This window comes from Streptomyces luteireticuli, assembly GCF_041519305.1.
Taxonomy (GTDB): domain Bacteria; phylum Actinomycetota; class Actinomycetes; order Streptomycetales; family Streptomycetaceae; genus Streptomyces; species Streptomyces luteireticuli.
In genome coordinates this window covers 2,933,554-2,946,470 of the sequence record NZ_CP167927.1, presented here as the reverse complement: position 1 = coordinate 2,946,470, position 12,917 = coordinate 2,933,554, and the positions used below count along the sequence as shown (strand labels likewise).

Below are 12,917 nucleotides of genomic sequence, written 5' to 3'. Positions count from 1 at the left end.
GCCCCGTCACGGTGTGCCGAGTTCCTTGCCCAGCCACACCTCGGCGTGCGGGCCGTGGACGTACGCCGGTACGGCGGTGTAGCCGTGCCGCGCGTACAGCGCCCGCGCCTCCGTCAGGTCCCGCCGCGTCTCCAGCACGATGTGTGTGGCATCCCAGGTGCGGGCCGTCTCCTCCAGGGCGGTCAGCAGGGCGGGCGCCACGCCGCGGCCGCGGTGCGCGGGGCGTACGTACATCCGCGTCACCTCGGCCCTGCCGCCGTCCAGCCGCCGCAGCCCGGCACAGCCCGCCGGTTCGCCCCCGCGGCGGGCGACGAGGAGGACGCCGCGGGGCGGGTCGAGGTCGTCGTCGTGGATCTCGGCGAGGTGGCGCTCTAACTCGGCGGGGGTGGGGGCGCGAGGGGTTTTGCCCCTGCCCCGCCCTTTCGCCTCCCCCAGAGGGGGTGCCCCCACCGCAGGGGCTGCGCCCCTGCGCGACCCCGCGCCCGCGCTGCCGCGCGGGTGGCGGGGCTTCGCCCCTGCACCCCACCGGGGGCTCCGCCCCCTGGCCCCCGTGCTGCGGTCCGGGGCTTCGCCCCCTGGACCCCCGTGCTGAGTACGGGGCTTCGCCTCTCGGCGCCCCCACGGGGGCTCCGCCCCGCCCTCCGGCCGGGCGGAGCCCGGGGCACTGTGCTCCCGAGGCTCCGCCCCCGGCGGCCGCGGCGTCCGTCCTCAAGCCCCCGAAGAGAGCAGCCCCGTACGGGGCGAATCGGCGCTCCGCTCAGCGCTTCCGCCGCGCCCGTACCCGCGCCAGCGCCCCGCTCGCCCCCAGCAGGGCGACGGCCAGCGCGCCGCCGCCCACCGCCCAGGGGAGGGCGGAGTGTTCCCGCCGGCCCCCGGGGGCCGGCGTCCGGCACGTCGTGCTGCCCGCGGCCGCCTCCGCCACCCGGTAGCGGGCCCACACCTCCTTCGTGGAGCCGGTGGCTACGGGGCCCTCGCGGTAGACGGGGTAGACCCCGGGCCTCGCGCCGCAGGAGATCGTGGCGGTCGCGACCTTCACGGCCCGGCCCCGGTCGCGGGCGGGGGCGGGCAGCTCGAACGCGGGGGAGACCATGCTCACCGCACCGTCGTCCGCGCCCTCGTCCTGGTTGTCGGTGAGTCTGACGCGGCTGCCGGGGGCGAAGGTGCGGACGTCCCATGGGCTCTGCGGCCAGGTGGTGCGCGCCGGCCAGCGCTCCTCGGGCGGGTCCGCGGGCGCCGGGTGGTCCCGCTGCCGGTCGCGGCACTCGCGCCGGGCCTCCGTGTCCGCGTCCCGGACGCGGAGCGTCGTGCGGAGGGCGGGGTGCGCGGCGGCGCCCCGGGCCGGCGGCAGGTTCGTCTCGACCCGATGGTCGCCGGGGGCGGCGTCGCACGCGACGGTGACCGTCGCGGTCAGCAGCGGGGCCCGCATCCGCAGGGTGGCGCGCGCGGTGAACGCGTCGGAGAGGACGACGTCGCCGTTGCCCGCCTCGCCGTCGCGCGCCGTCACGGTCAGGCGGTCGCCGGGCCGGACGGTGTGGACCCCGGCGGGTACGAGCGGCAGGGCGGGCGGCGCGTCGTCGACGGGGGCGGCGGCCGTGCCCAGGACGGCCAGCAGCAGCACCGCGTGGGGGAGCCTGGTCACGGTCGGGGTCTCCCCTCTGCTCCGTCCGCGGGGAGCCGTGGGTTCCCCACTTCCTCAGAGCCCGCCGCACGGGCGCCCGGTTCCACCGCGCGGGGCTGCCCGTTCCGGGCGCCGGCACCTGGTATAGATCCGTGCGTGGCACGGGCGTCGACCGCCGTGCACCCGGTCACCCCGCCCCGGCCGTGCATCTCCCGCCCGAAAGCAACACATTCAGGCCATATATGGAAGGTTGTACGTGACCTGGGAGCGTCCTGCGGGTGACCACCAGGACTCAGTAAGGTCTCACAAGGCCCGACGAGGGTGACCGGGAGCCGGGCCAGGCGACTGGAGGAGCGGCAGAGCGTGGTGAATGCACAACGCGGCGGGCTGGGAACTCCGCCGAGGCCCGGCACGCGGACCGTCCTGGCGCTGGGCGCCCTCTGGCTGGTCGCCGGCGTGCTGGCCCTCCGTCAGGCCGCCGCCGTACTGCGCCGCCCGCCCGACCGCCGCTTCACCGAACTCGCCGCCTGGATAGGGGACCACGGGGTGCTGCGCACCCGGGGCTCCTTCTACGACAACAGCCAGTTCACCGGTACCCCCTTCGGCGGTCTCGTCCTCAGACCGCTGACCCGCGCCGCCGAGCACAGCCTCGGCATCGGCTGGACGATCGGCACCCTGCTGCTCGTCGTCGCCCTCGCGCTCGTCGCCGCCCGCGCCCTGCCCGGGCCGCTCTCCCGGCGCACCGCCCTGCTCGCCGCGCCCGTCGCATTGAGCCTCACCGTGCTCTCGCTGCCCGTCCGCAACACCTTCACCCTGGGCCAGACCAGCATCCTGCCCGTCCTCCTCGTCCTGCTGGCCTGCTGTCTGCCCCCGCTCGCGGAGGGCTCCGGCCGTGCCGCCGGCGTCCTCGTCGGCCTCGCGGCCGCCCTCCGGCCCGCCGTCCTGCTCTTCGTCCCCCTGCTCTGGCTCACCGGCCGCCGCCGCGCGGCCGCCGTCACCGGGGCGGCCTTCGCCGCCGCCACCGCGCTCGCCTGGGCCGCGGCGCCGGACGACTCGTGGACGTACTGGATCCACCACCTCGCCGGCGCCGGCCTCGGCGACCGGCCGGACGGCCTCGCCAACCAGTCCCTGCACGGCCTCCTGCTCCGCACCGGCCTGCACGGCCCCGTCGAGATCGCGCTCTACGCGCTGCTCGCGGCCGCCGTCGTCGTCCTCGGCCTGCGCCGCGCCGTGCACTACGCCCGCGACGGACAGCCGCTGCTCGCCGCCGCGATCACCGGCTGCGTCACCGTCGCCGTCTCGCCCACCGCCTTCCAGCACCAGCAGCTGTGGGTCCTGCTCGCCCTCGTCGGCCGGGTCGGCCGCCGCCGCGCGGACCGGCTGGTGTGGCCGGTGCTCGTCGTGCTCGTCATGACGCTGCCCAGCAGGATCCTCGTCCCGGACAACCCCGTCCTCGCCCCCGTCGGCGCCAACGCCCCGCTGCTCGCCGCGCTCGCCGCCGCCTGCGCCGTCCCCTTCCTCACCCGCGACTCGGCGGTCTGGGACCGGCCGGTCCCCACCCCGTTCGCCGAACCGCAGCCCGGCCGCTTCTCCTGGATCCCGCTCGCGGGCTTCTGGAAGCGCCCGCTCAACCGACCGAACCTGCTACTGGAGTTGATGCTGATACGAGTGGGCTACTTCGTCTACTCGTACATCCGCGGCAGCGCCCCCGACGAGCGGAGCGTCGCCGAGGCCCACGGCCGGCAGATCCTCGGCGCCGAGGAGTTCCTGCACGTCGACTTCGAGCACGCCTTCAACCACTTCGTGGCGGGCATCGGCTGGCTCACCGACGGCATGAACTACTACTACGGCACCTTCCACTTCCTGGTGCCGCTGACCGTGCTCGGCTTCCTCTACGTGCGCCGCCCGGCCACCTACCGCTGGGCGCGCACGGCCCTGGCCATCGCCACCGTCCTGGCGCTCGTCGGCTTCTGGGCCTACCCGCTCGCCCCGCCGCGCCTGATGCCCGGCCGCGGTTTCATCGACACGGCCAACGGCCCGCAGGACCTCTCCCACCCCGACTTCGGGGCGCTGACCGAACTGTCCAACCAGTACGCCGCGATGCCCTCGCTGCACATCGGCTGGTCGCTGTGGTGCGGCGTCGTGATCGCGGTCGTCGCGCCGAAGCTGTGGACGAAGGCGCTCGGCATGCTCTACCCGACCCTCACCTTCCTGGTGATCGTCGGGACCGCCAACCACTACGTCCTCGACGCGGTCGGCGGCGCCCTCGTCGTCGCCTGCGGCTTCGCCGTCCAGTACGCCCTGACCGGCCCCGGCCGCCAGGCGCTCGCGAGGATCCCGGGGGCGCGCAGCGAACCGGACGCGCTGGAACCGGTGGGGCCGCGGTCGGCGCGGGTCTGAGCCCGCTCAGCACATGGGCCCGGCGGCCAGCCGGGCCACGGTCGCGCTCGTCAGCTCCGTGGCCAGGACGCCGCCGCCCGGCAGGGCCAGGATCCGGTGCGCCTTGCACAGCTGGGTCGGCAGCGCGGCGACCTGCTCGTCGAGGACGGTCGAGTACGAGGAGTCGAACTCGACCCGGACGATCTGGTCCGAGGCCCTCGACGAGACGATCGACGAGCCCAGCAGCCAGAGCCCGTGCGGCGGATCGAACGCGAGATGCAGCAGGCCCGCCGAGCGCGCCGCCGGATCCTTCAGCCGGAACCAGGTGAACCGGCCCCGCTCGTCGATCCGTCCGAACGTCCCCGTGCCGGACTCCGCCGTACCGAGCAGCACGACCCAGACCGCGCCCGCGCCCGCGACGAGCCCGACGGGGGTGCTGCCGCGGTCGGCGGGGACGGGGATCTGCCGGGCCCGCCCCGTTCCGGGGTCGATCCGCAGCAGTGAACTCGACTGGTCCTGGCTGACGTAGAAGTCACCGCCGACGGGGTGCCGGGCGATGAAGATCGGGTGCGGCTCCGCCGGGAACAGCCTGAACCGGGACGGCTCGGAGTGATCGATCGCGAGTACCTGGTCGCTGCCCTTGAGGGTGACCCACAGCTCGTCGTCGAACTCGCCCACGTAATGCGGCCCCTTGCCGCCGCCGGGGACGTCGATGGCGCGTTCCACACGGGGCGGCGCGTCCAGGTCGTCCGGCCGGGGATCGACGAGCAGCAGCCGGTTGCCGCCCTCGTGGGTGGCCCAGACCCGGCCGGGGTGGCGCCGGGAGACGGCCAGGCCGTGCAGCATGGCGTCGGACGGGCCCAGCGCGGCGCTCCCGACCCCGACGACCTCCTCGGTGTCCGGATCGAGACGGAGCTTCACCAGCCGGCTGTCGGACATCTGCGAGACCAGGACCACCGGCTTCCCGGGCAGCTTGACGATCTCGTGGGTCTCGGCGGCGGGCGGCAGCGCGTACTCCGTGACGGTGCGGCGGCAGACCGCGCGCCGCGCCGCCGCGCGGGCCGGTGCCGGGCCGAGGAGCGGCCCCGCCGCGGCGGCCGCTGCGAGGGTGAGCAGATTGCGGTGGAAGCCACGACGCTTCAACGGGCCCTCCCGGCCATGACGGTGATGTCGGACAGTGATGCCGGACGGTGGTGTCGGACGGCGGTATCGGATGGCGGTGCCACTGCGATGTCGGTTCGATGAGACACCCCCACCGGCGGCATCCGGCAGGGCGCGCGCCGCCGCACCGACGGCGCGCCGGTTCGCGGATACGATCCCCGCCATGAGAACCGGGGTTGTACGGGCCGCGGCGGCGGCCCTGAGCAGTGTGGTGCTGATGGCCGCGGGAGCGGCCGACGCGACGGCGGGTGGAAACCATCGGGCCTCCGGGGCCCGGATGCCCGCGCCGGACATGGCGGCCGTCCGTACGGCGCTCGGGCGCACCGTCGGCGCGGGGGCGCCCGGTGCCTTCGCCGTGATCCGGGACGGCGGTGCCACCACCGCCGCCCGCACGGCCACCATCGGCAAGGCCGACCTCAACGGCGCACCCATGAACGCCTCCTGGCGCTTCCGCGCGGGCAGCAACACCAAGATGTTCACCGCCGCCCTCGTGCTGCGCCTGGCGGAGCGGAACCGCATCAAACTCGACCGTCCGATGCGCGACTACCTCCCGCCCGGCACCCTCCCGAAGGGCTGGACGATGACCGTCCGGCAGGTGATGCAGCACCGCGCCGGCATCTACGACCACACCTACGACCTGCTGGGCGGGCCCGGCGAGGAGACCACGAGCGCGTTCGAGAAGCGCGTCCGCAACACCGTCTACCGGCCAGGCCAGTTGGCCGCCCTCTCCGTCAAGCACGGCGTCCAGTACCCGCCCGGGACCCGCTACGCGTACTCCAACACCGACTACGTCCTGCTCGGCATGGCGATCGAGCACGTCACGCACCGGCCGTACGCGGACGTGCTGCGCGAGCAGATCCTCCGGCCGCTGCGGCTGACCGGCACCTCCTTCGTCGTCCCCACCCGCACCATCGCCGGCCCGCACATCACCGGCTACCTGACGAACGACAACCACTCCAGGCCGCCTCTCAACGCCACGGAGCAGACCGCCTCCTGGATCTGGAGCGCCGGTGCCGTCATCTCCTCCGCCGCCGACATGGACCGCTTCCTCGGCGCCCTGCTCGGCGGCCGCCTGCTCTCCGCCGCGTCACTGCGTCAGATGACGAGCGTGCTGCCCACCTCCACGCCGCGGGTCGCCTACGGGCTCGGCATCCGCGAGATCGCCCTCTCCTGCGGCAAGGTCTACGGCCACAGCGGCGTCGTCCAGGGCTACCAGTCGGAGGTCTTCGCGACGCGCGACGGCCGGCGGACGGTGGTCTCCTTCGCCAACGCGTCCAACAACGGGGCGGTGCTGCGGGGGCTGTTGAGCACGCTGGAGCCGGCGTTCTGCGGCACGGCTGCACCGAAGCCGCCCCCGCGCAAGGGGCGTTCGACCACCCTGGGGCCGATTCCGGTGATCGGCGACATCCGCGTGTGAACCTCCGAAGGCCGCCGGCGCCGGTGGGGCCGCGGTCGGCGTGGGCCCGACGGCCTGGCCGACGGGGTGTCGGAACAGCTATACGATCATGATCATGAGAACTGGGGCAGGGGTTGTACGGGCCGCGACAGTGGCCGTGAGCAGTGTGGTGCTGGCCGTTACGGGGATCACGGGTGCGACGGCAGCACCCGTCGCCGGGGCGCCGGTGCCGGACGCGGCAGGGGTCCGTACCGCGCTGGAACGCACCGTGGGCGCGGGCGCGCCGGGCGCCTTCGCGGTGATCCGGGACGGCGAGGGCGCTCCCCAGTCGGTCGCCGTCGGCAAGGCGAACCTCGACGGCACCCCCATGAACGCCGACTGGCGCTTCCGCGTGGGCAGCAACACCAAGATGTTCACCGCCGTCCTGGTCATGCGCCTCGCCGAGCAGGGCCGCATCGACCTCGACAGGCCGATGCGCGACTACCTCCCGGCCGGGACCCTCCCGGAGAACTGGACGATGACCGTCCGGCAGGTGATGCAGCACCGCGCGGGCATCTACGACCACACCAACGACCTGCTGGAGCAGTCCGGCGAGGAGACCACGGCCGCGTTCGAGAAGCGCATCCGCAACACGGTCTACACACCGGCCGACATGGTCGCGCTCTCCGTCAAGCACGGCGTGCAGTACACCCCGGGCACCCGCTACACCTACTCCAACACCGACTACGTGCTCCTCGGCATGGCGGTCGAGCACCTCACCGGCCGCTCCTACGCCGACGTCCTGCGCACGGAGGTCATCGAGCCCCTGGGCCTGACCCGGACCTCGTTCGTCGTCCCCGACAAGACCATCGCCGGTCCGCACATCACCGGCTACCTGACCAACGACGACCGCTCCAAGCCGCTGCTCGACTCGACCGAGTCCAACGGCTCCTGGGTCTGGAGCGCCGGCGCCGTCATCTCCTCCGCCGCCGACATGGACCGCTTCGTCGGCGCCCTCCTCGGCGGCCGGCTGGTCTCCGACACGTCGCTGCGCCAGATGACGGCCGTCCTGCCGACCCCCACCGCCAAGATCGCCTACGGTCTGGGCCTGCGCGAGGTCTCCCTCTCCTGCGCCAAGGTCTACGGCCACGGCGGCATCGTCCAGGGCTACCAGACGCAGTCGTTCGCGACGCGCGACGGGAAGCGGACGGTCGTCGTCTTCGCGAACGCCTCCAACAACGGTGCGGTGACGCAGGGATTGATGAACGCGCTGGAGCCCGCGTTCTGCGGCGCGACCGGCCCGGCGAAGACGGCGGTCAAGCCGTCGCTGCGTACGAAGCGTTCGGCGGTTCCGGCTCCGGCTCCGGCGAATGTGCCGGTGGCGGACGACACCCGCTTCTGACGCGGAGCGCGGGCGCGGCCCGGCCGGTGAACGTGCACCGGCCGGGCCGCGCCTTCTGCGTTTTCCGTCAGCTGCCGACGGTGATCTGGGACGAGGGGTCAGTGGTGTCGGTGATGTCGTAGACGGTGTTGAAGGTGGATGTCTGGGCGGCCGTCGGGCAGCCGAATCCGCCCTCCACCTTCACGGGTACCGCGGCGTCGGTGACGGTGAGCTTCGAAGGGCCGCTGCTGTCACCGTTGGTGAACGCGGTGCCGAAGCTCGCGGGGCCGGTCGGCGCCGCCGTCACCGTACAGGTGGCCAGACCCGTGCTCTTGAGGACGAAGCCGCCGGTGGGGATGGTCAGGGTGGCGGTGATCGGGCTCCCGTTCTGCATGGAGACGTTCCAGGTGCCCGAGGTCTGGATGGTCACCTGGACGCCGGGCAGGTTTACATCGCAGTTGGAGTACGTGGGGGCGTTGAGGTCGCTGACGACCGGACCGGACGGGTTGACGTTGCCGGGGGCCGCGGGTATCCGGTTGTGCCCGCTGCTCGCGTCGGGCGCGGAGCTGGACGTCGAGCAGGTCACCACGAGGGAGCCGGCCGTGAAGGTCGCCGTTCCGTTGAGCGTGGCCGCGAAGGAGTGCCCCGCCGGGGTGACGGTGGTGGACGCGGCGTCGTCCGCGGTCCGGGCGGTGGCGGTTCCGGTACCTGCCAGGCCGAGGGCGACGGCCAGGGCGGCACCGGAGGCGAGCAGGGTGCGCGAGCGGAATCTGTGCGCTGCGGTCATTGCGGCTCCTTGGGTGGGAGGGGAGAAGTGCGCCGGACCTTGAGCAGCGAGACGCGCGGAGGGGGTTCGTCGTCCTCGGGAGCCGGATGCGGCTGCCACGCGAAGACCATGCTGCCGCCGATGACGCCCAGGACCGTGCCGATCAGGAACCCGCCGAGGTTGGACATCACCAGCGCGGCGGCCGCGCACAGCACGGCCACGATGCCGGCGAATCCACGGTAGTTGGGGGCGAACCACGCGCTGAGCCCCATCAGGATCAGCACCAGCCCCATGAGGATCGACAGGATTCCCGTGACGCCCTGGAGCAGCATCACTTTCAGCGGCCCCAGCGGAATGAGCGAGATCTCGACTCCGGCGAGGGTGGTGAACAGGCCACCCCAGAACGGGCGGCCCTTGCGCCACATCCGCCATGCGAGCCAGGGGTGCCGTCGGCGCGTGTCGGCGCCGGACGTCACTGGAAGCACTCGTGCTTGCCCTTGTTGAGGCTCAGACTAAGGCCGGAGAGCTTGAACTTGGCGGCGCTGACGGACCAGGCGACCTGATTGGCGTCGTTGATGTCGATGACGTCCGCCTGCTGGCCGAAGAAGTCCTGCATCCCCTTGGCCTTCTTGGGGCCCTTGTCCAGGGTGGAGGCGTCCCGTCCGATCTCGATGTTGGAGAAGTTGGCGTCGCCGGTCAGGTTGGTGAGGTCGAGGACCAAGTCCTCCGCCATCACCGGGTGATTGGGATCCTCGCCTGCCGAGACGTTCAGCGAGAAGGTGCCGAGCCCCGGGAAGTCCGTCACCACGGACTGGCAGAGTTTGTGGATCGTGGCCTTGTGGATGGCGGTCGCGACTGCCGGGAAGGGGTGGTCCTTGCCGTCCCGCATGTTGTAGTCGAGGGTGCCATACTGCGCGAAGCCCTCGCCGTGCATGCTCCCCGCCTTGACCTTGAACTCCTGCCCCGACACCGCGAACGACGCGGCCAGCGCTCCCTGTGCGAGCGCCACGGCCAGCGCGGCGGTGACCGCGAATCCCGGGACGGCCAGCACGGCGAACTTCCGCCACCTGACCCGTCCCGTCACCTGTCTGCCCTGAGCGTCCTTCATGGTGCCGTTCCCCTCCGTATGTGCTGGTGAGCGGTCTGACAACGTTGCCGGTGCAGGGGACGAGGAGGGCGTTCGCCGCATCAAGGGATCAACGCGCCGAACGCGCATCGTGCGTACATGCCGTCCCAGAAAGGTGTACCCGAGAGTAAGTCCGGTACGGACCAGTGACAAGGGTTCGTGCGGACAGTGATTGCCTTGCCTGGTTGGGCAGTTGGACAACGGTCCGGCGCGCATGTCGTACGGGGTGCCCGGAAACTCCGGACACCCCGTTGCGTCGTGCGCTCGGCGGCTCAGAGCACGTAGCAGCCGACGGTGACGGGAACGCGGGCCGACCAGCGGCCCGAGACGACGTCGTAGGCCTGGGCGTAGCCGTTGGGCCGGCTGCCCTTCCGGGAGCAGTCGACGACCTTGGTGTCGATGTCGAAGGCGCCGCCGGCGCGGCCCTGCTGGGCGTGGGCGGTGACGCTGCTGGACCAGAAGGCGTGACGCGTGTCGGAGTTGCGCCAGATGGAGACGTTCACCTTGCCGTAGTTGTAGTGGTCGCCGTGGAGCTGGATGCGCGGGTGATCGTTGGTCGTCGTGCAGGTGTCGCCGTTGCACCGCGGGCCCGGGGTCCGGCTGGTCGCCCAGAGCCGCGCGGACACCTTGCGGGAGTCGGCGAGCTGGTTGTCCCGCCGGGCCTCGGCGCGGGTCGACGGCTCCACGCAGGTCATGTCGCCCTTGAACGCCTCCCGCCATACGTAGCCCTCGCGGCAGGCGTACGGGCCGTAGCCCCCGTGACCCGGGTCGCGTCGCTTGACGGCCTGGCTGTTGTCGTAGCGCGCCCGGTCGCGGGTCGCCCCCGTGACGCACACGTGGTCGCTGGGCCGGGCCTCGCGCCACACGTAGCCCTGAAGACACGTGTCGGGCCCGAAGTCCTGGGCGGCTGCGGAGGGCGAGACCGCGAGCACTGCTGCGGTGGCCGCCATCATGACGGTGCCCGCCAGCGCGGTGCGTGCGGTGCGGTACGTCGAACGCATCAGATCCCCCGTTCCTGCTGCTTGCTTTCTGTGAAGCAGCTTCGGTGCCGGGATGGACACGCCGTGAAAGCAACCGGGTTCCTCTGCGCCGAAGCGCGCTCTCGCCGAACAGCGCTCAAGGGCTGCACTCCCGCGCCGGAGGCGCCCTGGGGGCCTTATGGGCTGATCAGCGGCGAAGGGCCTCGTCGAGTTGGTGGTAGAGCGTGTCGAGGCGGCTGCGGCCGGGGACGCGGGGCGGCATCCGCCGCAGGAGTTCGCCAACGGCCGGTGGGGCGTGCTCGATTGCCCACCGGAGTTCGTCGTCGCCGACTCCGGTGTCGTCGCCCGCCGCGAGCTCGTGGGCGCGTGCTGTGTAGACCGCGGGGGCGAGTGCGTGCTTCGACTGGTGCGGGGTGGCCAAGGGGTGGATGTACGGGGTCGCCCCCGCGTAGCACGCGGCGCGGGCGGCGGCGGTGGCGGCCGGGTCGCCGACTTCGCGCGCGGCTGTCTGGGCCGCCCAGGCGAGGGAGCGCAGTTGTCCTGTCCGCTTCCCTTCGCGGACGAAGGTCCGGATGCCCTCGATCGCCTCGCGGGGGCGGGTGTCGGAGGGGGCCTTCGCCTCGAAGAGCGGCAGCGCGCGCTCGACGCAGTCCGCGGACCAGAGTGCGAGAAGCCGGCGGTCTTCGTCGCTGATGTTCACCTTGTTCGCCACCGGTACATCCTGCCGGTGCGAGTTGTCAGTGACTTGCTGGGGCCAGCGTGCGCAGGAAGGCCTGCCAGGCGGGGGTGGGGATGAGGAGGGCGGGGCCGGTGGGGTGTTTGCTGTCCCTTATGGGGATGGTGCCGGTGGGGGCTTGGGCCGGGGCCCATTCGAGGCACTGGCCGCCGTTGCTGCTGCTGTAGCTGGACTTGGCCCACTCTGTGGGTATGAGATCGCCTAACTCGATGCAGGCGCCACCATCGGGGCCGCTGTGGCTGTTCTTCCGCCACTTGACGGGCAGTTGGTTTGCGCGGGTCATGGGCCGAGTTCCTTCAGGTGGGAGCGAATCAGGTTTGCGGTGGCCTGCGGAGACAGGGCTGTGGCCCTGATCAGATCGTAGGCGTAGACGGCGTTGGAAACTTCGGACGGGTCCAGGGCGGTTCGCCCTTGTGAGAAGCCGTCGACGTGCAAGACGTCCGCCCCTGCTTCGAAGCCGAGGAGTGAGAACGGGCCCTCTAGGCCTGGATGGACCGGAGCGTCGTGGGGAACGACCTGGATCACTGTACGGGGGTGCTCGCCCGCCTTCAGCAAGTGCTCAAGCTGCCGCTTTCGTGCCCCCGGTTCGATGAACGAACGGGTCAGGGCGTACTCGTCCATGATGAACCATGTCCGGGGTGGGGCGTCCCGGACGAACAGGTCCTGCCGTGTCATCCGGGCGGCGACCAAGTCCTCCAGACGGTCCGGCCGTCCGTTGGCGAGGATTGCCCTGGCGTACTCCTCCGTCTGGAGAAGGCCGCAGATGACCTGGCTGTCGAACACCCGGATCGATGTGGCCTCGCGCTCGAACTCGATGTAGGGCACGAACCAGTCGGGGTAGACGAACTTCACCACCAGCGGGTACAACCGCCCGAAGTGCCCACCCGTCCCGAACGCGAGGTCGAGATCCCTCGCAAGGTCCTCCGACGGCACCCGCTTCGCCGCCTCCACATACGAGATCATCGCCTGCGTCGTATGCGCCAACTTCGCCGTCTCGCCCTGCGACTTGCGCGCCTCCGTGCGCACCCGTCGCAGCTCGGAGCCGAAGAAGGCCAGGAGCGACGACGTGGGGTCCGGTGAGTCCGTCTCGGCAGCCATGGGCAGCAGCGCACCTTCCGTTTTATAACTCGCGCGGAGTTATGGGCTCCCCTCTTCCGGAGCGTACTCGCGGTCCGCAACTCTGTTGATACATCCAGTAATTGCCCACCCGAAGAGGTACCCCCATGCCCGCGTCGGCGCCTCCGCCATCCGAGCTGCCCCCGCCCGTCCCCGTCCCCTGCACGGAATGCCGCCGCATCAAGGACGCCTTCCACGCCGCCACCCGCGCAGGGAACCGCACCGCCGCGCAGGGGTGGATCGTCGCCATGGGCCGGCACCAGCGGTGGATGCACTGAC

The 12,917-nt window shown here is 72.1% G+C and carries 14 protein-coding genes; 4 read left to right on the top strand and 10 right to left on the bottom strand.

The features are described from left to right. Window positions 1–6: 6 nt before the first annotated feature. Both AB8735_RS12750 and AB8735_RS12745 read right to left on the bottom strand, forming a co-directional pair. On the bottom strand, window positions 7–450 hold the full coding sequence (locus AB8735_RS12750; protein WP_372407312.1) for a GNAT family N-acetyltransferase: 444 nt from the start codon (window positions 448–450) through the stop codon (window positions 7–9). 307 nt (window positions 451–757) lie between these two features. Next, the gene (locus AB8735_RS12745) at window positions 758–1,639 is read right to left on the bottom strand and encodes a hypothetical protein (RefSeq protein WP_372407310.1); all 882 of its coding nucleotides are present in this window, start codon (window positions 1,637–1,639) and stop codon (window positions 758–760) included. Window positions 1,640–1,981: 342 nt separating this feature from the next. On the opposite strand from AB8735_RS12745, the gene AB8735_RS12740 reads away from it, so the two are divergent. Beyond that, on the top strand, window positions 1,982–4,018 hold the full coding sequence (locus tag AB8735_RS12740) for a bifunctional glycosyltransferase 87/phosphatase PAP2 family protein (protein ID WP_372407309.1): 2,037 nt from the start codon (window positions 1,982–1,984) through the stop codon (window positions 4,016–4,018). A 6-nt stretch (window positions 4,019–4,024) separates the two neighbouring features. Here the strand turns inward: AB8735_RS12740 and AB8735_RS12735 are convergent, their stop codons facing one another. Next, a complete protein-coding gene (locus tag AB8735_RS12735) occupies window positions 4,025–5,140 on the bottom strand; it encodes a hypothetical protein (RefSeq protein ID WP_372407306.1) in 1,116 nt (371 codons plus the stop codon). 181 nt (window positions 5,141–5,321) lie between these two features. Here AB8735_RS12735 and AB8735_RS12730 point away from each other — a divergent pair, with 181 nt between their 5' ends. Next, entirely contained in the window at window positions 5,322–6,575 is a 1,254-nt protein-coding gene (locus tag AB8735_RS12730; RefSeq protein WP_372407304.1) for a serine hydrolase domain-containing protein, read from the top strand. A 94-nt stretch (window positions 6,576–6,669) separates the two neighbouring features. Next, window positions 6,670–7,935 carry a serine hydrolase domain-containing protein gene (locus AB8735_RS12725; RefSeq protein WP_372407302.1) on the top strand — a complete coding sequence of 422 codons (1,266 nt, stop codon included), beginning with the start codon at window positions 6,670–6,672 and terminating at the stop codon, window positions 7,933–7,935. 67 nt (window positions 7,936–8,002) lie between these two features. Here AB8735_RS12725 and AB8735_RS12720 read toward each other — a convergent pair whose 3' ends face one another. The 7 genes from AB8735_RS12720 to AB8735_RS12690 form a co-directional block, all read right to left on the bottom strand. After that, a complete protein-coding gene (locus tag AB8735_RS12720; RefSeq protein WP_372407299.1) occupies window positions 8,003–8,701 on the bottom strand; it encodes a hypothetical protein in 699 nt (232 codons plus the stop codon). Next, a complete protein-coding gene (locus AB8735_RS12715; RefSeq protein ID WP_372407296.1) occupies window positions 8,698–9,165 on the bottom strand; it encodes a DUF6114 domain-containing protein in 468 nt (155 codons plus the stop codon). The genes AB8735_RS12720 and AB8735_RS12715 overlap by 4 nt, the downstream gene beginning before the upstream one ends. Further along, entirely contained in the window at window positions 9,153–9,788 is a 636-nt protein-coding gene (locus tag AB8735_RS12710) for a DUF6230 family protein (protein ID WP_372407293.1), read from the bottom strand. Before AB8735_RS12710 ends, AB8735_RS12715 begins: the two co-directional genes overlap by 13 nt. Before the next feature lie 290 nt (window positions 9,789–10,078). After that, a complete protein-coding gene (locus AB8735_RS12705; protein WP_372407291.1) occupies window positions 10,079–10,807 on the bottom strand; it encodes a hypothetical protein in 729 nt (242 codons plus the stop codon). Between the two features lie 166 nt (window positions 10,808–10,973). After that, complete coding sequence (locus tag AB8735_RS12700) at window positions 10,974–11,498, bottom strand: putative immunity protein (protein WP_372407289.1); 525 nt, start codon at window positions 11,496–11,498, stop codon at window positions 10,974–10,976. 25 nt (window positions 11,499–11,523) lie between these two features. Beyond that, window positions 11,524–11,805 (bottom strand): DUF397 domain-containing protein, encoded by a 282-nt coding sequence (locus AB8735_RS12695; protein WP_372407286.1) that lies wholly within the window; start codon window positions 11,803–11,805, stop codon window positions 11,524–11,526. Then, entirely contained in the window at window positions 11,802–12,620 is an 819-nt protein-coding gene (locus AB8735_RS12690) for a helix-turn-helix domain-containing protein (RefSeq protein WP_372407284.1), read from the bottom strand. The genes AB8735_RS12695 and AB8735_RS12690 overlap by 4 nt, the downstream gene beginning before the upstream one ends. A 125-nt stretch (window positions 12,621–12,745) precedes the next feature. Between AB8735_RS12690 and AB8735_RS12685 the strand changes: the two genes are divergently transcribed. Continuing rightward, on the top strand, window positions 12,746–12,916 hold the full coding sequence (locus AB8735_RS12685) for a hypothetical protein (RefSeq protein WP_344032512.1): 171 nt from the start codon (window positions 12,746–12,748) through the stop codon (window positions 12,914–12,916). Window position 12,917 lies beyond the last annotated feature (1 nt).